The organism is Burkholderia sp. AU33423, from assembly GCF_002223135.1.
Lineage (GTDB): Bacteria > Pseudomonadota > Gammaproteobacteria > Burkholderiales > Burkholderiaceae > Burkholderia > Burkholderia lata_D.
Genome location: NZ_NKFH01000004.1, coordinates 1076259 through 1097932 on the forward strand (window position 1 = coordinate 1076259; position 21674 = coordinate 1097932).

Annotated in this window: 17 protein-coding genes; 14 read left to right on the plus strand and 3 right to left on the minus strand. The window is 67.8% G+C overall.

Annotated elements, in window-relative coordinates; all coding sequences use genetic code 11:
• Positions 1–61: 61 nt before the first annotated feature.
• The 5 genes from CFB50_RS07665 (at position 62) to CFB50_RS07685 (ending at position 5413) form a co-directional block, all read left to right on the plus strand.
• The gene (locus tag CFB50_RS07665) at positions 62–973 is read left to right on the plus strand and encodes a sugar phosphate isomerase/epimerase family protein (RefSeq protein ID WP_089445446.1); all 912 of its coding nucleotides are present in this window, start codon (positions 62–64) and stop codon (positions 971–973) included.
• Positions 974–1032: 59 nt separating this feature from the next.
• Positions 1033–2046, plus strand: a complete 1014-nt coding sequence (locus CFB50_RS07670) for a Gfo/Idh/MocA family protein (RefSeq protein WP_089445447.1) — start codon at positions 1033–1035, stop codon at positions 2044–2046.
• Positions 2047–2078: 32 nt separating this feature from the next.
• Positions 2079–3005: a TIM barrel protein gene (locus CFB50_RS07675; protein WP_089445448.1), complete on the plus strand. Its 927-nt coding sequence runs from the start codon at positions 2079–2081 to the stop codon at positions 3003–3005.
• A gap of 53 nt (positions 3006–3058) precedes the next feature.
• Complete coding sequence (locus tag CFB50_RS07680) at positions 3059–4231, plus strand: Gfo/Idh/MocA family protein (RefSeq protein ID WP_069247773.1); 1173 nt, start codon at positions 3059–3061, stop codon at positions 4229–4231.
• Between the two features lie 297 nt (positions 4232–4528).
• A complete protein-coding gene (locus tag CFB50_RS07685) occupies positions 4529–5413 on the plus strand; it encodes a MurR/RpiR family transcriptional regulator (RefSeq protein ID WP_089445449.1) in 885 nt (294 codons plus the stop codon).
• A gap of 59 nt (positions 5414–5472) precedes the next feature.
• Here CFB50_RS07685 and CFB50_RS07690 read toward each other — a convergent pair whose 3' ends face one another.
• On the minus strand, positions 5473–6993 hold the full coding sequence (locus CFB50_RS07690) for a CoA-acylating methylmalonate-semialdehyde dehydrogenase (RefSeq protein ID WP_089445450.1): 1521 nt from the start codon (positions 6991–6993) through the stop codon (positions 5473–5475).
• 115 nt (positions 6994–7108) lie between these two features.
• On the opposite strand from CFB50_RS07690, the gene CFB50_RS07695 reads away from it, so the two are divergent.
• The 7 genes from CFB50_RS07695 to CFB50_RS07725 all read left to right on the plus strand — a co-directional run bounded on the left by CFB50_RS07695 (position 7109) and on the right by CFB50_RS07725 (position 14388).
• Positions 7109–8044 carry a LysR family transcriptional regulator gene (locus CFB50_RS07695; protein WP_089445451.1) on the plus strand — a complete coding sequence of 312 codons (936 nt, stop codon included), beginning with the start codon at positions 7109–7111 and terminating at the stop codon, positions 8042–8044.
• A 117-nt stretch (positions 8045–8161) separates the two neighbouring features.
• Positions 8162–8389, plus strand: coding sequence for a sulfurtransferase TusA family protein (locus CFB50_RS07700; RefSeq protein WP_006402122.1), 228 nt, complete (start codon positions 8162–8164; stop codon positions 8387–8389).
• Between the two features lie 195 nt (positions 8390–8584).
• Positions 8585–9007: a peptidase gene (locus CFB50_RS07705; protein ID WP_089445452.1), complete on the plus strand. Its 423-nt coding sequence runs from the start codon at positions 8585–8587 to the stop codon at positions 9005–9007.
• A gap of 268 nt (positions 9008–9275) precedes the next feature.
• Entirely contained in the window at positions 9276–9980 is a 705-nt protein-coding gene (locus CFB50_RS07710) for a response regulator transcription factor (RefSeq protein WP_006490421.1), read from the plus strand.
• A complete protein-coding gene (locus CFB50_RS07715; protein WP_089445453.1) occupies positions 9977–11338 on the plus strand; it encodes a FecR family protein in 1362 nt (453 codons plus the stop codon). Before CFB50_RS07710 ends, CFB50_RS07715 begins: the two co-directional genes overlap by 4 nt.
• Positions 11339–11348: 10 nt before the next feature.
• Positions 11349–13736, plus strand: coding sequence for a CHASE2 domain-containing protein (locus tag CFB50_RS07720; protein WP_089445454.1), 2388 nt, complete (start codon positions 11349–11351; stop codon positions 13734–13736).
• A gap of 37 nt (positions 13737–13773) precedes the next feature.
• The gene (locus CFB50_RS07725; protein ID WP_089445455.1) at positions 13774–14388 is read left to right on the plus strand and encodes a DUF4136 domain-containing protein; all 615 of its coding nucleotides are present in this window, start codon (positions 13774–13776) and stop codon (positions 14386–14388) included.
• A 61-nt stretch (positions 14389–14449) separates the two neighbouring features.
• Here the strand turns inward: CFB50_RS07725 and galU are convergent, their stop codons facing one another.
• Entirely contained in the window at positions 14450–15334 is an 885-nt protein-coding gene (gene galU / locus CFB50_RS07730) for a UTP--glucose-1-phosphate uridylyltransferase GalU (RefSeq protein WP_089445456.1), read from the minus strand.
• Positions 15335–15421: 87 nt separating this feature from the next.
• Positions 15422–18289, minus strand: a complete 2868-nt coding sequence (locus CFB50_RS07735; protein WP_089445457.1) for a valine--tRNA ligase — start codon at positions 18287–18289, stop codon at positions 15422–15424.
• Positions 18290–18502: 213 nt separating this feature from the next.
• Between CFB50_RS07735 and CFB50_RS07745 the strand changes: the two genes are divergently transcribed.
• Both CFB50_RS07745 and CFB50_RS07750 read left to right on the plus strand, forming a co-directional pair.
• Positions 18503–20866 carry a UvrD-helicase domain-containing protein gene (locus CFB50_RS07745; RefSeq protein WP_089445458.1) on the plus strand — a complete coding sequence of 788 codons (2364 nt, stop codon included), beginning with the start codon at positions 18503–18505 and terminating at the stop codon, positions 20864–20866.
• The gene (locus CFB50_RS07750) at positions 20863–21660 is read left to right on the plus strand and encodes a 5'-methylthioadenosine/adenosylhomocysteine nucleosidase (RefSeq protein WP_069247784.1); all 798 of its coding nucleotides are present in this window, start codon (positions 20863–20865) and stop codon (positions 21658–21660) included. The genes CFB50_RS07745 and CFB50_RS07750 overlap by 4 nt, the downstream gene beginning before the upstream one ends.
• The last annotated feature ends 14 nt before the right edge of the window (positions 21661–21674 follow it).

Below are 21674 nucleotides of genomic sequence, written 5' to 3' on the forward strand. Positions count from 1 at the left end.
CGGGCGAGGGCGGCACGTGCCGCCGCCTGCGTCCGGCACCCATCACTGTCGAGGACATTCGATGAAGATCGCGCTGGACCCCTACATGATTCGCCACCTGCCGCTCGACCGCCTGCCGCACGCGGTGGCCGAGCTCGGTTACGACCAGATCGAGCTGTCGCCGCGCAGCGACTTTCTCGACTGGTGGGTGATGCCGCGCGCCACGCGCGAGCGGATGGCCGCGTTCCGGCAGGCGATGCGCGCGAGCGGCGTCGGCCTCGCGTCGCTGCAGCCGATGTACCGCTGGGCGAGCCCGTTCGAGGACGAGCGCCAGTGGGCAGTGCGCTGCTGGAAGAAGGCGATCGAGGTGGCGGTCGAGATGGAGTGCGCGCTGATGGTGTCGGAGTTCGGGCGCGGCGCGTCGCCCGAGCGCTCGGTCGGCGAACGGCCGGGCGCAAACCCGAGGGAGCTGTGCGAAGCCGCGTGGTTCCGGTCGATGGACGAGCTGTTGCCGATCCTCGAGCGCGAACGCATCGTGCTGTCGGTCGAGCCGCATCCGGAGGACTGGATCGAGCAGCTGCAGCCGGCGATCGACATCGTCACGAACATCGGCTCGCCGTCGCTGAAGCTGTCGTATATCGCACCGCACACGTTCTACTACGGCGACGACATGGCCGCGATGATCGCGCAGGCGGCGCCGATCCTCGCACACGTGCGCGTGGCCGATACCTTCGACCATCGCAAGAGCAGCCAGCTGCGCTACATCGTGAACCCGCCGGGTTCGAACCAGATTCGCGTGCACCAGCATCTCGACATCGGCCAGGGCGAGATCGACTGGGACGTGTTCTTTCGCGCGCTCGGCGCGGCCGGCTTCGACGGCGTGATGTCGTCGTGCGTGTTCGCGTGGGAGGACCGCGCGGAAGCGTCGTCGCGCTACATGCGCGACACGATCCAGCGCTACGTCGATCGTCATTTCGATCGCACGGCGCGCTGACGGATGACTGACCGGTGCGGCGCGTGCCGCACCGCCAATGAACGACTGGAGACTCCTAGATGACCTTGCAAATCGGCGTGATCGGCTGCGGTGCGATCGGCCAGGACCATATTCGCAGACTGACCCGCACGCTGTCCGGCGCGCGTGTCGTGGCCGTCAACGACATCGATCCGCAGCAGGCGCGCGACGCGGTGACGAAGTATGGGCTCGACGCCGAGATCTACGGCGACGGCCACGAGGTGGTCGCGGCCGCCGACGTGCAGGCCGTGCTCGTCACGTCGTGGGGGCCGACGCACGAAGCGTTCGTGCTCGACGCGATCGCGCACGGCAAGCCCGTGTTCTGCGAGAAGCCGCTCGCCGTCACGGCCGAAGGCTGCATGCGGATCGTCGAGGCCGAAGTCGTGCACGGCAAGCGGCTCGTGCAGGTCGGCTTCATGCGGCCGTACGACGAAGGCTACCGCGCGCTGAAGCGCGTGATCGACAGCGGCGAGATCGGCGCGCCACTGATGTTGCATTGCGCGCACCGCAACCAGTCGGTCGGCGAGCGCTACACGACCGACATGGCGATCACCGACACGCTGATCCACGAGCTCGACGTGCTGCGCTGGCTGCTCGGTGAGGACTACGTGAGCACGCAGGTCGTCTATCCGAAGAAGACGCGCCATGCGTCCGCCCATCTCGCCGATCCGCAGATCGTGCTGCTGGAAACCGCGAGCGGCGTGCGCATCGACGTCGAGATCTTCGTGAACTGCCAGTACGGCTATGACATCCAGTGCGAGGTGGTGGGCGAGCAGGGCATCGCGAAGCTGCCCGATCCGCCGGCCGTCGGGCTCAAGCAGGCGGCGCGGCAGTCGGTCGAGATCATGACCGACTGGAAGGAGCGCTTCATCGCGTCGTACGACGTCGAGCTGCAGGCGTTCATCGACGGCGTGCGGGCGCATGCGCTCACCGGGCCGTCGGCCTGGGACGGCTACGCGGCGGCGGTCGCGGCCGACGCCTGCGTGCGTGCGCAGAAGAGCGGGGCGGTCGAACCGATCGCGATGGCTGAACGCCCTGCGTTCTATCGCGGCTGAACCGCAGCCGCCTATTTGCGGGACTGACCGACATGACGATGAAGATAGGTTGCGCACCGTGCTGCTGGGGTGTCGACGACGTGAAGAACCCGCACCTGCCGCCGTGGCGGCAGGTGCTTGCCGAAGCCGCCGAGGCCGGCTACTCGGGCATCGAGCTCGGGCCGTACGGCTACATCCCGCTCGAACTGGACGTGGTGAGCGCCGAGCTCGAGCGGCAGCGCCTGAGCATCACCGCCGGCACGATCTTCGACGATCTGGTGTCGCCGGAGAACCTGCCGAACCTGTTGCGCCAGACGCGCGAGATCTGCGCGCTGATCACGCGGCTGCCGAAGCTGCCGACGCAGGAAGGCCAGCGCTACGCGGCGCCGTACCTCGTCGTGATGGACTGGGGCCACGAGGAACGCGACTACGCGGCCGGCCATGGCGATCGGGCACCGCGGCTGTCGGACGAAAGCTGGGCGGCGATGGTCGGGCACATCCGGCAGATCGCGACGATCGCACGCGACGAATTCGGCGTGCGCACGGTGATTCATCCGCATGCGGGCGGCTACATCGAGTTCGCGGACGAGATCGACCGGATCGTCGCCGATATTCCGGCGGCCACGGCCGGCCTCTGTCTCGACACGGGCCATCTGTACTACTCGGGCATGGACCCGGAGGCGTGGCTGCGCCGCCACGCGACGCGCGTCGACTACGTGCATTTCAAGGACATCGACGCGGCCGTGTACGACGCGGTGATGGGCGAGCACATCGCGTTCTTCGCCGCCTGCGCGCGCGGCGTGATGTGCCCGATCGGCACCGGCGTGCTCGACTACCGGTCGATCCGGCACGCGCTCGACGATATCGGCTATGCGGGCTATATCACGATCGAGCAGGAGCGCGACCCGCGCAATGCCGGCACGAGCCTGCGCGACGTCGCCGCGAGCCGCGCGTTTCTCGCGTCGGCCGGCTTCGCGTGATCCACCTCATCACGCACACCCTGAACTGAACACGGACCAGGAACACCCTCATCATGATTGACGGACAGATTCTGCTTGGACATTCGATTCGCTGGGGCATGGTCGGCGGCGGGCTCGGCAGCCAGATCGGCTACAGCCATCGGTCGGCCGCGCTGCGCGACGGCAGCTTCCAGCTGGTCGCCGGCGCGTTCGACATCGATCCCGAACGCGGCCGCCAGTTCGGCGTGAAGCTCGGCGTCGCGGCCGAGCGCTGCTATCCCGACTACGCGACGATGTTCGACGCCGAGGCGCGTCGCCCGGACGGCATCCGCGCGGTGTCGATCGCGACGCCGAACAACACGCACTTCGAGATCTGCCGCGCCGCGCTGAACGCGGGGCTGCACGTGGTCTGCGAGAAGCCGCTGTGCTTCACGACCGAGGAGGCCGAGGCGCTGGAGCGGCTGTCGGTCGAGAAGAACCGGATCGTCGGTGTCGCGTATGGTTATTCCGGACACCAGATGATCGAGCAGGCGCGCGAGATGATCGCGCGCGGCGATCTCGGCGAGATCCGCATCGTGCAGATGCAGTTCGCGCACGGGTTCCACAGCGAGGGTGTCGAGGCCGCGAGTGCGGCCGCGCGCTGGCGCGTCGACCCGAAGTTCGCGGGCCCGAGCTACGTGCTCGGCGACATCGGCACGCATCCGCTGTACATCTCCGAGGTGATGGCGCCCGAGCTGAAGATCCGGCGGCTGATGTGCTCGCGTCAGAGCTTCGTGAAGAGCCGTGCGCCGCTGGAAGACAACGCGTTCACGATCATGGAATACGACACGGGTGCGGTCGGCTACGTGTGGTCGAGCGCGGTGAACGCGGGCTCGATGCACGGCCAGAAGGTGCGCGTGATCGGCTCGAAGGCGAGCGTCGAATGGTGGGACGAGCATCCGAACCAGCTGCGCTACGAAGTGCAGGGGCAGCCGGCGCAGGTGCTCGATCGCGGGATGGGTTATCTGCATCCACATGCATTGCGCGAGGATCGCATCGGCGCCGGGCATCCGGAAGGGCTGTTCGAGGCCTGGTCGAATCTGTATGCGCGCTTCGCGCTCGCGATGGATGCGGCCGACCGCGGCGACGTTGCGGCATTGAAGAACATCCGCTATCCGGACGTCCATGCGGGCGTGGAAGGCGTACGCTGGGTCGAGAACTGCGTGCGCTCCGCCGATGCGGGCGGCGTGTGGGTCGACTATCGCTGAACCGGCGGCATGGGCCGGCCGCGGCGCGCGGCGCGCCTGTCGTACAAGGCTTCGCACCGACGGCCGGCGTTGGTAGACACCCTGATCTTTACGACGCCGCGAGAGCGTTGGACAATCGCTTCCAGTGTTGCCGTGGAGCGTAGGCAAGTGATGATCGAGCGCGTGGGAGCGAGCACGCGGCGCGGGCCGCGCCGCAAACGTGATTAAATTCGCCCTTCATGCATGTATCCAGTCGAGTCCCGGGCCGCGCCCGCCAATACCGCGCGCACATCGGGGCCGTCAACTTCGCGCTATCCGATGAGTTCATCCGAGAAACCTCCCGCCACCGTCGAGCAGTTCCTGCAGCATTTGACGCAGGAGTACGACGGCCTCAGCAATCGCCTGAAGGTGATTGCGCGCCACGTGGAAACGCATCGGGACCAGCTTGGGCTGGAAGGCATCCAGTCGCTCGCGGAGGCGTGCGGCGTCCAGCCGTCGGCCGTCGTGCGCTTCGCGAAGCATTTCGGCTTCTCCGGCTTCTCCGAAATGCAGAAGCTGTTCCGCGAAGGGCTCGCGCAGCAGATCGCGCCGGGGCGCGCGTACAACCTGCGGCTGCGCGACGTGATCGAATCGGGCTCGTCGAGCCTGCAGCCCGAGCAGATCGCCGACGAATTCATCAAGGGCAGCATTGCCGGGATGCAGCAGCTGCGGCAGACGCTCGATTCGCAGGCGCTCGCGCGTGCCGTCGACCTGCTCGCCGATACGCAGGCGATCTGGATCGCGGGCTCGCGGCGCGCGTTTCCGATTGCCGTGTACCTCGACTATGCGCTGCAGCACACCGACAAGCGCATCGGGCTGTTCAGCGCGCTCGGCAGCATGCATCTCGGGCAGATCCGCTCGGTGCGCGAGGGTGACGTGATGATCGTCATCTCGTTCATGCCGTATGCGGAGGAAACCGTGCAGGTCGCGCAGCAGGCCGTGCAGCGCGGCGCGCGGCTGATCGCGATCACCGACAGCCGGATGAGCCCGCTGGCGCGGGAGGCCGAGGTGACGCTGATGGTGCAGGACAGCGCGACGTTCGGCTTCCGCGCGTTGACGGCCACGATGGGTCTTGCGCAGAGCCTGTTCGTCGCGCTCGCGTACCGGCTCGAACTGTCGTACCTGCCGACCGCCGACGGCGCGCACGGGACGAAGGCCAGCTGACGCATCCTGCCGACGTACCGCCCGCGCGACCGATCGGCGGGCGGTGTGCCGTAGGGTAGTTACTTCGCAGTCGGCATCGCGAATTCGGCGCCCTTGCCGATGCTCGACGACCAGCGCTGCATCACCGACTTCTGGCGCGTGTAGAAGCGCACGCCTTCCTCGCCGTAGGCGTGCATGTCGCCGAACAGGCTCTTCTTCCAGCCGCCGAAGCCGTGCCACGCCATCGGCACCGGAATCGGCACGTTGATGCCGACCATCCCGACCTGGATGCGCCGCGCGAACTCGCGCGCGATGCCGCCGTCGCTCGTGAAGCACGACACGCCGTTGCCGAATTCGTGCGCGTTGATCAGGTCGACCGCTTCGCCGAAATCCTTCACGCGCACGCAGCCGAGCACGGGCCCGAAGATTTCTTCCTGGTAGATGCGCATGTCGGGCGTCACGTGATCGAACAGCGTGCCGCCGGTGAAGAAGCCGGCCTCGCGGCCCGGCACGCGCAGCCCGCGGCCGTCGACCACCAGTTGCGCACCTTCGTTCACGCCTTGCTCGATATAGCCTTCGATGCGCTTCAGCGCATCGCCGGTGACGATCGGGCCCATCTCGACTTCCGGCGACATGCCGTCGCCGATCACCAGCTTGCGCGCGCGCTCGGCCACCAGCGGCACGATCTGGTCCGCGATGTCGCCCACCAGCACCGCGACGCTGATCGCCATGCAGCGTTCGCCGGCCGAGCCGTACGCGGCGCCGATCAGCGCGTCGACCGCCTGCTCGAGGTTCGCGTCGGGCATCACGACGAGATGGTTCTTCGCGCCGCCGAGCGCCTGCACGCGCTTGCCGGACTGCACGGCACGCTGCTGCACGTACGCCGCGATCGGCGTCGAGCCGACGAAGCTGACGGCCTGCACGTCGGGGTGGTCGAGCAGCGCGTCGACCGCGCCCTTGTCGCCCTGCACGACGTTGAACACGCCGGCCGGCAGCCCGGCCTGTGTGAGCAGGTCGGCGATGAACAGGGCCGCCGACGGGTCGCGCTCGCTCGGCTTCAGCACGAACGTGTTGCCCGTCGCGATCGCGACCGGGAACATCCAGCACGGCACCATGCACGGAAAGTTGAACGGCGTGATGCCCGCGACGACGCCGAGCGGCTGGCGCATCGTCCAGTTGTCGATGCCGGTGCTGACCTGGTCGGTGAAGTCGCCCTTCAGGAGCTGCGGCACGCCGCAGGCGAATTCGATGATGTCGATGCCGCGGGCGACTTCGCCCTGCGCATCGGAGAACACCTTGCCGTGCTCGGCCGTGATGATCGCCGCGAGGGCGTCGCGGTGCTCGTTCATCAGTTGCAGGAAGCGGTGCAGCACGCGCGCACGGCGGATCGGCGGCGTCGCGGCCCAGGCCGGGAACGCGGCGTGGGCCGACGCGACGGCCTGCTGCACTTCGCTGTCGTCGGCGAGCGCCACGCGGCGCACCGCGCGGCCGAGCGACGGATTGAGGACGTCCTGGAAGCGGCCGCTGCGGCCGGCGACGGGCGCGCCGTCGACATAGTGGCCGACGTCGGCGTCGGAGGTGTACGCGGGAACCGGATTCATCGTGTCTCCTGGGGGGATCGGGTGAGGGTGGACAGCGCCCAGTCTAGGCAAACGGGCAGGGCGGGAGAAGGCCGAGCAGCTTGATTCACTGTTCAGAATTCTGAATAATCACCGGATGAATCAGCAAAATGTCCAGGCGCTCTGGCCGCATATCCATTCGCTGACGGTGCTGGCCGCGGCCGGCAGTTTCACGGCCGCCGCGCAGCGGCTCGGCATCAGCAAGGCCGCGATGAGCCAGCGCATCGCCGATCTCGAAAAGGCCGCCGGCGTGCCGCTCGTGCGGCGCACGACGCGCAGCGTGCGGCTCACCGACGCGGGCCAGACGCTCGTCGACAGCACGCGCGACGCGTTCGAGTCGATCGGGCAGCACTTCGCGCGCGTGAAGGATCTGGCCGGGGAGCCGCGCGGCCTGCTGCGCCTGACGGTGCCGGTCGCGCTCGGGCGCCAGCAGGTCGTGCCGCACCTGCCCGATTTCCTGCGGCAGCATCCGGGCGTGCAGATCGAGCTCGACCTGTCGGACCGGCTGCATTCGCTGACGCAGGAGGGTTTCGATCTTGCGATCCGCCATACGACCACCGCGCCGCAGACCCACGTCGCATGGAAGCTGTGCGACACGCGCTCGCTGCTCGTCGCGAGCCGCGACTATCTCGACGCGCGCGGCGCGCCGCGGCACCCGGGCGAGCTCGTCGACCACAGCTGCCTGTGCTACCTGCGCGACAACGAGCCGGCCGCATGGAGCTTCGAGCCGCACGGCCGGCGGCGCGAGCGCGTGAGCGTGCCGGTGCGCGGCAGCTTCGCGGCGAACAACAGCGAGGCGATGCGCGAGGCCGCGCTCGGCGGCCTCGGCATCGCGCTGCTGCCGGATTTCAGCGCGCAGCGCGATCTCGACGCCGGCCGGCTCGTCGCGCTGCTCGACGGCTGGCGGCCGTCGGGCGCGTTCGGCGACCACATCTTCGCGATCCGCCCGTACAGCCCGGTCGTGCCGAGCGCGGTGCGCGCGCTCGTGCGTCACCTGCGCGAACGGCTCGCGGGCGGCTTTTCGGGCACCTGAGCCCGGTGTCCGCGAGCGCCGGGCCGCTGGCGGCCCGGGCAGGCGCGGCGGCGCTGCGGTAAAATCGCGGCTTCTCTCCGCGCCTTGAACGGCGCGTCATTCGAAGGTCGACAGCCGATGCAGATTCACAAGGAAGTGGACGCGCGCGGGCTCAATTGCCCGTTGCCGATCCTGCGTGCCAAGAAAGCGCTCGCCGATATGGAAAGCGGGCAAATCCTCAAGGTGCTCGCGACCGATCCCGGCTCGCAGCGCGATTTCGCCGCGTTCGCGAAGCAGACGGGCAACGAGATCGTCGAATCGACGACGCAGGACAAGACCTTCGTGTTCCTGATGCGCCGCCGCTGACGGCCCGCATCACGCTGCCGGCAGCGCCTGGCGCCGGCTACCCTTTTCTGACAATTCTTAAACCTCGCTTCGTGATCGGCTGCGTATACTCACCCGGCCGGTCGTCCGCTCCCAGCGGATGCGCCGGCCACGGTACGTCGTACGGCGGGCACGGGGGCCATGCCTGATGCTACCGTCGTACAACGGGGAGAGGACATGTCCTTCAGACCAGGGACCATTCGAAGTCCGTCCGGAGCGGGACGCAGCGTATCGGGACTGAGCCGTATCGAGCTCGACCCGCAACAGGATCGCCACGCGCGTGCCGCGCTGGAGGCCTACGCGGATTCCGTCGCGGCCGAGATGCCGTGGCTGGCCGAGTGGCTCGACGAACGGCTGCGCGATGCCGCGCAGGACGACGGCTCGGGCCTGACCTACTGCGGTGCAACGATCGAGCGCGTGTTCGATCTGGCGCAGGCGTGGGCGGCGAGCCAGCCGGACTATGCGGCCACCGCGTGGGAACGCGTGCGCGGCCAGCTGCAGCGGATGCTTGTCGAGCCTGCGCGTCCGGAACCGCTGCCGCATCGCGTGCCGGCCGACGATGTGGCCGAGCCGGTGGCGGGCATCACGGGCGCCGATTAGGCGCTCGATTGCGCGGGGGGAAGGATTATTCGAAGAAAAGACGGTAGTCCGCGCAATTTATTGGCGAATTTCATACTACTATGATGAAATCGCCGGTTCGTCCGTGCCCCGTTTTTGAGATATTTAGCCGGGGTCGCCGGTTTGCGCAGGTGGCGCGAGCGGCGAATGACGGCTCGCCGGCCGGTATCCGGAAGCGGCCCACGTGCTGCGCGGCCGGGTGGGGGCGGGAAGCTGAACTGGACGAATCGATTTCGATTTGCGGGGTGCTATGAGAATTGCTGTACTGGATGACGATCCGGCCCAGACGGATTTCGTCAGTCAAACGCTGACGGCCGTTGGCCATACGTGCTATGCGTTCAAGGAAGGCAAGGCCCTGAAGAAGCGTCTGCAGCGCGAGACGTTCGATCTGCTGGTGCTCGACTGGAACGTGCCCGACATGTCCGGCGAGGAAGTGCTGAAGTGGGTGCGTGCCAATCAGACCGAGCACAGCCTGCCGATCATCTTCATGACGAGCCGTGACGACGAGGCGGGGATCACACAGATCCTCAACGCCGGCGCCGACGACTACGTGGTCAAGCCCGTGTCGGGCCCGATCCTGCGCGCGCGCATCGGCTCGCTGCTGCGTCGCGCGTATCCGGTCAACGCCGAGGCTACCGTTCGCGAATTCGATCAATTCCGTTTCGACGTGAACCTGAAGCAGGCCTACGTCGGCGACAAGGCCGTGAGCCTCACGCAGAAGGAATTCGAACTCGCGCTGCTGCTGTTCCAGCACCTCGACCGGCCGCTGTCGCGCGCGCACATTCTCGATCTCGTGTGGAAGCAGGCGACCGACATCCCGTCGCGCACGATGGATACGCACATCTCGATGCTGCGCACCAAGCTCGGCCTGCGGCCCGAAAACGGTTATCGCCTCGCGCCGATCTACGGCTACGGCTACCGGCTCGAGCGGGTCGGCCAGGGAGAACCGGAGTGACCACGGGAATCACGCAGCGCACGGCGAACCTGCGCACGGTCGCGCTGCGCGCGGCCGGCGCGGTCGCGTTTGCGTTCGCCGCGCAGCATGCGGCTGCCCAGCCGCCCGCGGCGGCGGGCAAGATGGTCGTCTACCGCACGCAGGCGGGCGACACGCTGTACGACGTCGCCGCGCGCTACCTGCAGGGCGCGGACGACTGGCAACTGCTTCAACAGATCAACGGCGTGCCCGCGCCGAAGCACCTGCAGCCCGGCATCGCGCTGAAGCTGCCGGTGGCGCGCCTGCGCAAGGAAAAGCTGACCGCCCGCGTCATCGCGGTGCAGGGCACGGCCGAACGCGCGTCCGGCGATGCTTTTGCGCCGCTCGCGAACGACGCGACGCTCGCCGAGGGCGATCGCGTGCGCACGGGCCCGAACGGCTTCGTGACGCTCGAACTCGCCGACGGCACGCACATGAGCCTGCCGCCCGACAGCCAGCTCGACCTGAAGGCGCTGCGCCGCACGGTGCTGACCGGCACGCTCGATCGTGAGTTCGAACTCACGCGCGGCTCGGTCGACAGCGAGGTCACCCATCTGAAGAAACGCGACGACCGCTTCCAGATCCGGTCGCCGTCGGTCGTGGCAGGCGTGCGCGGCACGCACTTTCGCGTGAACTACGACGCGGCCGGCAATGCGTCGACACGCGTCGAAGTGCTCGATGGCACCGTCGGCGTCGCGGGCGGCCGGAAGCCGGCCGATCCGACGCTCGTGCATGCGAATTTCGGCAGTGTCGCGACGTCGTCCGGCGCGGTCGGCGCGCCCGTCGAACTGCTGCCCGCACCGGCACTCGCGCATCCCGACAAGGTGCAGGACGAGCCCGACGTCGCCTTCGACGTCGTGCCGCTCGCCGACGCACAGGCATACCGCGTGCAACTCGCGCACGACGCCGGGCTGCTCGACCTGTTCCGCGAAACGCGCACCGATTCGCCGCGCGCGGTTTTCCGCGACGTGCCGAACGGGAACTACTTCGTGCGGGTCGCCGCGATCGATGCGAACGGCCTCGAGGGCCGGCCGCGTACGTACACGTTCGAACGCCGCGTGATGGGGCTCGACGCGAGCGCGTCGCCCGGCGCGGGCGGCTACGAGTTCCGCTGGTCGCCGAACGGTTCGGGCAAGGGGGCGCGCTACCGGTTCGTGCTGTCGCGCTCGAAGGACCTGAGCGCGCCGGTCGTCGACCAGGTCGGCCTGCATACGCGCCAGATCACCGTCGCGCACCTGCCGCCGGGCGACTATTTCTGGGCCGTGACCGTCGAGGAGTTCGAAGGCGGCAAGTTCTACGAGAAGACCAGTCCGGTCAGCGCGTTCACGTTGTCGCGCTGATCCGCGGCGCATGAAACCCGACTCCGTTTCTCCGCGGCGGCACCTCGGCCGCCGCTTCCTGATCGAATGGATCGCGATCGGCTGCCTCGGGATCGCGGTGATCCTCGCGTGCGCGCTCGGCCGGCTGTCGGCGAGCGTCGACGGCCTGATCTACGACCGGCTGCTGATGCTGCGCAGCCTGCCGCTGTCTCCCGACGTGGTCGTCGTCGACATCGACAACCAGAGCGTGTCCGCGCTCGGCCGCTGGCCGTGGTCGCGCGACGTGCATGCGCGGCTGCTCGACACGCTCGCGCGCGCGCAGCCCGCCGCCGTCGTCTACGACGTGCTGTTTACCGAACCGTCGCCGGAAGATCGCGCGTTCGCGGACGCAATGAGCCGCGTGCCGACCTTCTTGCCGGTGCTGCTGAGCCCCGAGCAGGCGGACGGCACGCGATCCGTCGATCCGCCGGTCGCCGCGCTCGCGGCGCGCGCGACGGGGCTCGGCCATATCAATCTCGAAGTCGACCGCGACGGCATCGTGCGCAGCGTCGCGCTGTTCGAAAGCGACGGCCGCGTGCGCTGGCCGCAGCTGATGGTGCCCGTCTACCGCGCGATCCAGGCCGGCCGGCTGCACCCGGTCGGCGGCGTGCCCGGCGCGGATGCGCACGACCTGTCGCGCGATGCGGCGGGCGAGGGCCGCTACCTGATCCCGTTCAGCCGCAACACGCCCGCGTATCCGACGCTGTCGTTCGACGACGTGCTCGAAGGGCGCGTGAAGCCCGACGCGTTGCGCGGCAAGATCGTCGTCGTCGGCGTGACCGCGTCGGGGCTTTACGATCGCTTCGCCACGCCCGTGTCCGGCGAGTTCGGGCCGCTCGCCGGCGTGTATATCCATGCCAACGTGCTCGACATGCTGGCGACCGGCAGTGCGATCTCGCCCGCGTCGCGCACCGGGCTGTTCGTCGCGTCGCTGCTGCCGCTCGCCGCGCTGCTGGGCGGCTTCCTGATGCTGTCGCCGTGGCGCGCGCTGCTGCTGACGCTGAGCCTGGCCGCGCTTGCCGTCGTCGCGAGCCTGGCGCTGCTGTTCGAGGCGCGCGTCTGGCTGTCGCCGGCGCCCGCGATCTTCGGGCTGATCGCCGTCTACCCGATCTGGAACTGGCGGCGGCTGGAAATGACGATGTCGTACCTGCGCCGCGAGCTGCAGAAGCTCGCCGACGAGCCGCACCTGCTGCCCGAGGCGCCGCGCACGCGCAGTGTCGGCGGCGACGTGCTGGAGCGGCAGATGGCGCTGATGGCGCAAGCCGCGCAGCGCGTGCAGGACATGAAGCGCTTCGTGTGGGACAGCCTCGACAGCATGCCCGAGCCGATCTTCGTGACCGACCTGGCCGGCACGGTGCTGATCGCGAACCATGCGGCCAAGCGCTACGGGTCGCGCCTGTCGCTGCCGCTGCCGGAAGGTCGGCCGCTGCGCACGGCGCTCGGCGAGCTGACGTTCATGAAGACCGTCGACGGCAACACCGAGCACGACGTGACGATCCGCGAAAACTGGCCGGCCGCGCTCGACCCGACGCTCGAGGCCGAGCACGACGCGATGGCGCGCGGCATCGAGGTGCGCGATCGTGACGGGCTCGACCATCTGCTACGCTACGCGGCGTGTACGAACGCGCAGGGCCGCGTGACGGGCTGGATCGCCGGCCTCGTCGACGTGACCGAACTGCATGCGGCCGAGCGGCAGCGCGAGGAAGCGCTGCACCTGCTGTCGCACGACATGCGCTCGCCGCAGTCGTCGATTCTCGCGCTCGTCGAGATCGAGCGCGACCGCGCCGAGACCGATGCGATGCGCGGGCTGCTCGCGCGGATCGAGCGCTATGCGCACCGCGCGCTGTCGCTGGCCGACGAGTTCGTGCAGCTGGCGCGCGCGGAGTCGCAGGTGTACCAGCTCGAGGTGACGAGCCTCGTCGACGTGCTGATCGATGCGAGTGACGAGGTGTGGCCGCAGGCGCAGGCGAAGCACATTCGCGTCGACACCGACGTCGGCACCGACATGTGCTGGGTGCGCGCGGACCGCTCGCTGATCACGCGCGCGTTCGTGAACCTGCTGAACAATGCAGTCAAATACAGTCCGTCCGATACCGTGATCACGTGTACGCTGGCGGTCGAGCACGCGTCGAAACGGATGTTCTGTACGATTCGCGATCAGGGGTACGGCATTGCGCCGGAAGATCAGCGGCATCTGTTCGAGCGTTTCAAGCGATTCCATGCCGGCGAGCGGCCCGAAATCTCGGGCTCGGGGCTCGGCATGGCATTCGTGAAGACGGTCGTCACGCGCCATGGGGGCAGCGTGTCGGTCGACAGCGAGGTGGGTGTCGGCACCGCGGTGACGGTGTCGCTGCCCGCGATCGACGAGCCGTCCGCCTGACAGGGCCGGGTGCGACGGCAGGCATTTGGGGAAAGCCATGAGAAAGCAATGGGCAGCGACCGCGCTGGCGGCGTCGCTGTTGACGGGTTGCGCCGGCGTGACGAGCGGCGTGAGTGCGGTCGGACAGCCGAACGCGTTCGCATCCGACGCGCACGGCTACGATTTCGTGCGGACGGCCGCGCAGGCCAATGATGCCGAATACCGGCAGATCGAGACGCTCGTGCGCGACGAACTCGCGCACCGCGGCTTCGATGCGCAGCCGCTCGCGGCCGCGCGCTACCGGCTGTCGATCGCGTATGCGACGCAGCCGGCCTCGGTCGCGGCGAGCGCCGACGGGTGCGGGGCCGCGAGCAGCGCATGCGTGACGGTCGACGGGCCGGCGCCGTTCGCGCTGCCGTTCATGGGCCGCGTGTATCGCCATGTGCTGACGCTGCGCTTCGTCGACGCGAAATCGGGCGCCGACGTCTACCGCGTATCGGCCGCGCTGCGCGATCGCGATCCCGGCACGCAGCAGGCCGCGCCGGCGCTCGTGAAGAGCGCGCTCGCGAAGGTGCCGTTCGGCGACGGCGGCGGCTGGCTCGTCAAGACGAAAAAAGACGACGCGGGCGGGATGCCGGGCGTCGTCTCGGTGAAGCCGGCCGAAGCGCGCTGAGCGTCGGCCGGTGAGGTGAGGGCGGGGCTCGCCGGAGCGGCCCCTCGTGCCCTTGCCGCGTTCAGTCGGCCGGGTGTGCGCCGTTGCGCGCGCGCAGGTACGCGTCGAATTCCGCGCCGACTTCCGCGTGGCGCAGCGCGAATTCGACCGTCGCCTTCAGGTAGCCGAGCTTGCTGCCGCAGTCGTAGCGCGTGCCCTGGTACTTGTAGGCCAGCACTTGCTCATCGGCGAGCAGCGCCTGGATCGCGTCGGTGAGCTGCAGCTCGCCGCCTGCGCCGGGCTTCAGCGCACGCAGGTGCTCGAAGATCCGCGGCTTCAGGATGTAGCGGCCGACCACGCCGAGGTTCGACGGCGCGACTTCCGGCGCCGGCTTCTCGACGATCGCCGACATCTTGACGATCGACTCTTCCCACTCCTTGCCGTCGACGATCCCGTACGACTTCGTCTCCGACGGCGGGATCTCTTCGACGCCGATCACCGAGCTGTGATAGTGGTCGAACACGTCGACCATCTGCTTCATCACGGGCGGGTTGCCGTCGAGCAGGTCGTCCGCGAGGATCACCGCGAACGGGTTGTCGGCCACGAGCTTTTCCGCACACAGCACCGCATGACCGAGGCCGAGCGCTTCCGGCTGGCGCACGTAGAAGCAGTCGACATGGCTCGGCTTGATGCTGCGCACCAGTTCGAGCAGCTTTTCCTTGCCGCGCGCCTCGAGTTCGGCCTCGACTTCGTACGACTTGTCGAAGTGGTCCTCGATCGCGCGCTTGCTGCGCCCGGTGACGAAGATCATTTCGGTGATGCCGGCGGCGATCGCTTCTTCAACAGCGTACTGGATCAGCGGCTTGTCGACGACCGGCAGCATTTCCTTGGGGCTCGCTTTCGTTGCCGGGAGGAACCGCGTGCCGAGACCAGCAACGGGGAACACTGCCTTGGTAACTTTCAACATGATCGAACCTTTATTCCTGTAATCGACTTGTCAGACGGTGTATGTTCACGTCCCCATTATAGTGAACGCAAACGACCTTACCCTTTGTTACGCAGGCAACCGATCGAGTTGCGCGCGCAGTTTTTCAAGCGTGCTCTGGAATTCCGCGACGCGCTTCTGCTCCTGCTCGACCACGGCCGGCGGCGCTTTCGCGACGAATGCCTCGTTGCCGAGCTTCGCATTGCACTTCGTGATCTCGCCCGTCAGGCGCGTGATTTCCTTCGACAGGCGCTCGCGTTCGGCCGCGACGTCGATCTCGACCTTCAGCACCAGCTTGTTCGGCCCGACGATCGCGATCGGCGCGCCGTGCGCTTCCTTGTCGAGCGTCGCTTCGTCGGCGAGGATCTGCACTTCCGACAGGCGCGCGAGGGCCTGAACGTACGGCGCGAACGAGCGCAGGCGCTCGGCATCGCCGGCTGCGAGCAGCGGCACCTTGGTGGCCGGCGACAGGTTCATCTCGCCGCGCAGGTTGCGGCACGCGTCGACGATCGCCTTCAGGTCGGCCGCCCACTGTTCGGACACCTCGTCGATCTTCTGCAGGTTCGCGATCGGGTACGCCTGCGTCATCAGCGACGCTTCGCCCTCGGCCTTGCCTTGCGGATAACGGCCCGCGAGCGGCGCGACCTTCTGCCAGAGCGCTTCGGTGATGAACGGGATGATCGGGTGCGCGAGGCGCAGCACCGTCTCGAGCACGCGCAGCAGCGTGCGGCGCGTCGCGCGCTGCTGTTCCGGCGTGCCGTTCTGGATCTGCACCTTCGCGAGTTCGAGATACCAGTCGCAGTATTCGTCCCACACGAACTTGTAGATGCCGCTGGCGATGTTGTCGAAGCGGTAATCGGCGAAGCCCTTCGCGATGTCGGCCTCGGTACGCTGCAGCAGCGACACGATCCAGCGGTCGGCCGCCGAGAAGTCGAGGTAGCCGCCCGGGCCGCAATCGCCCGCGCCGCAGACTTCCGGCTTGTCGCTGCCGCAGTCGTGGCCTTCGCAGTTCATCAGCACGAAGCGCGTGGCGTTCCACAGCTTGTTGCAGAAGTTGCGATAGCCTTCACAGCGCGCGAGGTCGAAGTTCACGTTGCGGCCGAGCGTCGCCATCGACGCCATCGTGAAGCGCAGCGCGTCGGTGCCGAATGCGGCGATGCCGTCCGGGAATTCCTTGCGCGTCTTCTTCTCGATCGTCGCGGCCTGCTTCGGGTTCATCAGGCCCGTCGTGCGCTTCGCGACCAGCGTGTCGAGGTCGATGCCGTCGACGATGTCGATCGGGTCGAGCGTGTTGCCCTTGCTCTTCGACATCTTCTGGCCTTCCGCGTCGCGCACGAGGCCGTGCACGTAGACGGTGTGGAACGGCACCTTGCCCGTGAAGTGCGTGGTCATCATCACCATCCGGGCGACCCAGAAGAAGATGATGTCGAAGCCCGTGACGAGCACCGACGACGGCAGGAAGTGCTTCAGTTCAGGCGTTTCGTTCGGCCAGCCGAGCGACGAGAACGGCACGAGCGCCGACGAGAACCACGTGTCGAGCACGTCGTCGTCGCGCTTCAGCGCACCCGTGTAGCCCTTCGCGGCAGCCTGCGCGCGCGCTTCTTCCTCGTTGCGCGCGACGAACACCTCGCCGTTCTCGCCGTACCATGCGGGAATCTGGTGGCCCCACCACAGCTGGCGCGAGATGCACCAGTCCTGGATGTTCTCGAGCCACTGATAGTAGGTGGTCGTCCAGTTTTCGGGGACGAACTTGATTTGGCCGCTGCGCACGACGTCGAGCGACGTTTCCGTGATCGACTTGCCCGGATTGAACGTGCCTTCCGGCGCCGGCTTCGTCATCGCGACGAACCACTGGTCGGTCAGCATCGGCTCGATCACGACGCCCGTGCGGTCGCCGCGCGGCACCATCAGCTTGTGCGGCTTCACCGAGTCGAGGAAGCCTTCCGCATCGAGGTCGGCGACGATCGCCTTGCGCGCGTCGAAGCGGTCGAGGCCGCGATACTGCTCGGGGCCGTTGTCGTTGATCTTCGCGTCGAGCGTCAGGATCTCGATCGGCGCGAGCTTGTGGCGCTGGCCGACCTGGTAATCGTTGAAGTCGTGCGCGGGCGTGACCTTCACGACGCCCGTGCCGAACTCGCGGTCGACGTAGTCGTCGGCGATCACCGGGATCTCGCGGCCCGTCAGCGGCAGCGTGACGAGCTTGCCGATCAGGTGCGCGTAGCGCTCGTCTTCCGGGTGGACCATCAGCGCGACGTCGCCGAGCATCGTTTCCGGACGCGTCGTGGCAACGGTCAGCGAACCCGAGCCGTCGACGAGCGGGTAGCGGATGTGCCACAGGTGGCCGTTTTCCTCTTCGCTCACGACTTCGAGATCCGACACGGCGGTCAGCAGCACCGGATCCCAGTTGACGAGGCGCTTGCCGCGGTAGATCAGGCCCTGTTCAAAGAGCGTGACGAACACGTCGCGCACGGCGGCCGACATCTTGTCGTCCATCGTGAAGTATTCGCGCGACCAGTCGGGCGATGCGCCGAGGCGGCGCACCTGGCCGGTGATCGTCGAACCCGATTTTTCCTTCCATTCCCATACGCGCTCGACGAACTTCTCGCGGCCGAGGTCGTGGCGCGACACGCCCTGCGCGTCGAGCTGGCGCTCGACGACGATCTGGGTCGCGATCCCCGCGTGGTCGGTGCCGGGCACCCACAGCGTGTTCTCGCCGAGCATCCGGTGGTAGCGGGTAAGGCCGTCCATGATCGTCTGGTTGAACGCGTGGCCCATGTGCAGCGTGCCCGTCACGTTCGGCGGCGGCAACTGGATCGAGAAATCGGGGCGGGCCGGATCGAAGGCCGGGGCCGCATAGCCGCGCTTTTCCCACTCCGGCCCCCATTGGGACTCGATGGTGTGGGGCTCGAAACTCTTCGCAAGCGTGTTGTCGCTCATGTTGGAAATCTGCCGAAAGATGCGTGAATTGGATGCCGAATCTGACAATTATAAATGGATGCACATCGACCAGCCATCGCCTTGCCGGCGCGGGCCGCTCGGGACGCGGTCGCCGCGCGCTTGTGACGTGCTGTCGAACGGATCGGGAACAGCATCGCGCGGCCGACTTATAATGTCGGGTCCGCATTTTTCTCGCCCGTTCGCTGCCGCTCCATGCCCGACCTGCTCGCCAATCTGAACCCCGAACAACTCGCCGCCGTCACGTTGCCGAACGAACCGGCGCTGATCCTTGCAGGGGCGGGCAGCGGCAAGACCCGCGTGCTGATCACCCGCATCGCGTGGCTGATCCAGCAGGGCTACGCATCGCCGCCCACCGTGCTCGCCGTGACCTTTACCAACAAGGCCGCGCGCGAGATGATGGCGCGCCTGTCGGCGATGATGCCGATCGACACGCGCGGGATGTGGATCGGCACGTTCCACGGCCTGTGCAACCGGATGCTGCGCACGCACTGGCGCGACGCCGGCCTGCCGCAGACCTTCCAGATCCTCGATACGGCCGACCAGCTGTCCGCGATCAAGCGGCTGATGAAGGCGGCGAACGTCGATGATGAAAAGTACCCGCCGAAGAACGTGCAGTACTTCATCAACAACGCGAAGGAGCAGGGGCTGCGTCCTGACAAGGTCGACGCGTCCGACAACTTCAACCGCAAGTTCGTCGAGCTGTACCAGGCGTACGACCAGCAGTGCCAGCGCGAGGGCGTCGTCGATTTCCCCGAACTGCTGCTGCGCTGCTACGAACTGCTCGCGTACAACGCGCCGCTGCGCGCGCACTATCAGGCGCGCTTCCGGCACATCCTCGTCGACGAGTTCCAGGACACCAACAAGCTGCAGTACGCGTGGCTCAAGATGCTCGCGGGCGGCGAGAACGCGATCTTCGCGGTCGGCGACGACGACCAGTCGATCTACGCGTTCCGCGGCGCGAACGTCGGCAACATGCGCGACTTCGAAGACGAATTCCGCGTGCGCAACCTGATCAAGCTCGAGCAGAACTACCGGTCGCACGGCAACATCCTCGACGCGGCGAACCAGCTGATCTCGAACAACGCGCACCGCCTCGGCAAGAACCTGCGCACCGACGCGGGCCACGGCGAGCCCGTGCGCGTGTACGAGGCGAGTACCGATTCGCAGGAAGCCGGCTGGATCGTCGAGGAGATCCGCTCGCTGATCAACACCGGGATGGCGCGCAGCGAAGTGGCCGTCCTGTACCGCAGCAACGCGCAGTCGCGCTCGATCGAGCACACGCTGATGTCGTCGGGCATCCCGTACCGCGTGTACGGTGGCCTGCGCTTCTTCGAGCGCCAGGAAGTGAAGCATGCGCTCGCGTACCTGCGCCTGATCGACAACCCGAACGACGACACCGCGTTCGTGCGCGTCGTGAACTTCCCGACCCGCGGCATCGGCGCGCGCTCGATCGAGCAGCTGGCCGACGCCGCGCGCCTGTACGGCTGCTCGATGGCCGCCGCGATCCCGTACGTGACGGGCAAGGCCGGCACGAGCCTTGGCGGATTCGCGAACCTGGTCGCGAAGATGCGCGCCGACACGCAGCACATGAACCTGCCCGACACCGTCGAGCACATCGTGCGCGCCAGCGGCCTTGCCGATTTCTACCAGGGCGAGCGCGAAGGCCAGGACCGTCTCGAGAACTTGCAGGAACTCGTGAACGCGGCCACCGCGTTCATCGCCGAGGAAGGCTACGGGCTCGACACGCCGGCGCGTTCGATCCCGCTGCGCGCGGGCGCGATCGCGGTGCCCGAGCTCGGCACCGCGACGGACGATCCGGCGGTCGACGTGCTCGACCCGGTATCGCCCGCCGACCCGGCACAGAACCCCGACACGATGACGCCGCTCGCCGGCTTCCTGTCGCATGCGTCGCTGGAGGCCGGCGACAACCAGGCGCAGGCCGGGCAGGACGCCGTGCAGCTGATGACGGTGCACGCGGCGAAGGGGCTCGAATTCTCGGCCGTGTTCATCACGGGCCTCGAGGAAGGGCTGTTCCCGCACGAGAACAGCGTGCTCGAATCGGACGGCCTCGAGGAAGAGCGCCGGTTGATGTACGTCGCGATCACGCGCGCAAAGGAGCGGCTCTACCTGTCGTTCGCGCAGAGCCGGATGCTGCACGGCCAGACGCGCTACAACGTGCGCTCGCGCTTCTTCGACGAACTGCCCGAGCACGTGTTGAAGTGGCTGACGCCGAAGGTCGAGGCCGGTTCGCGCTGGGGCGGCCGGTCGGACAACGCCGGGTACGGGCGCGACTGGTTCGCGCGGCCGGGCGGCGGCAGTCGCGAGCAGATCGTCGATCCGGCCGTATCCGCGCCGCTGCCCGCGTTCGCGGACAAGCAGCGCGCCGCCGATGCCGGCTTCCGGGTCGGGCAGCAGGTGTTCCACACCAAGTTCGGCGAAGGCACGGTCACCGCGCTCGAAGGCAACGGCACCGATGCGAAGGCGCAGGTGAAATTCAAGCGGCACGGCGAGAAGTGGCTCGCGCTCGCGGTCGCGAAACTGCAGGCGGTGGAATGATGGGCATCGACATGGATGTGACGCTTGCGGCCCGTCCGCTCGGCATTCTGGCCGCGCTGCCCGAGGAACTCGGCGACCTGATCGCCGCGATGCGCGCCGACGGCGCGATGAAGACGGTCACGCTCGGCCGCCGCGATTATCACGTCGGCACCGTGCACGGCGCGGCCTGCGTCGTGACGCTCGCACGGGTCGGCAAGGTTGCGGCCGCCGCGACGGTCAGCGCGCTGATCCACGTGTTCGGCGTGGCGGGCGTCGTGTTCACCGGCGTCGCGGGCGGCGTGTCGCGCACGGTGCGGGTCGGCGATGTCGTCGTGGCCGATACGCTGCTGCAGCACGATCTCGATGCGTCGCCGCTCTTTCCGCGCTACGAGGTGCCGCTGCTCGGCATCACGCGTTTCGCTACCGACACGGCGCTGACCGCGAGCCTGCGGGCGGCGTGCACGCAGTTCGTCGAGGAAGAGGGCGCGCAATTCGCCGCGCGCTTCGGCCTGGCCGGTGCGACGCTGCATGCGGGGCTCATCATCAGCGGCGACCGCTTCGTGTCGAGCGAGCGCGAGGTCGTCGCGCTGCGCGATGCGCTGCCGGATGCGCTTGCGGTCGAGATGGAAGGGGCCGCGATCGCGCAGGTCTGTGCGGAGCACGACGTGCCGTTCGCGCTCGTGCGCACGATCTCCGATACGGCCGACGATCACGCGACGCAGTCGTTCTCGCACTTCCTGTCGGCGATCGCGAGCAGCTATTCGTCCGGCATCCTCAAGCGTTTCCTGACGCTGCATGCGACGACGGCGGCCTGACACCGCCGCCGTTT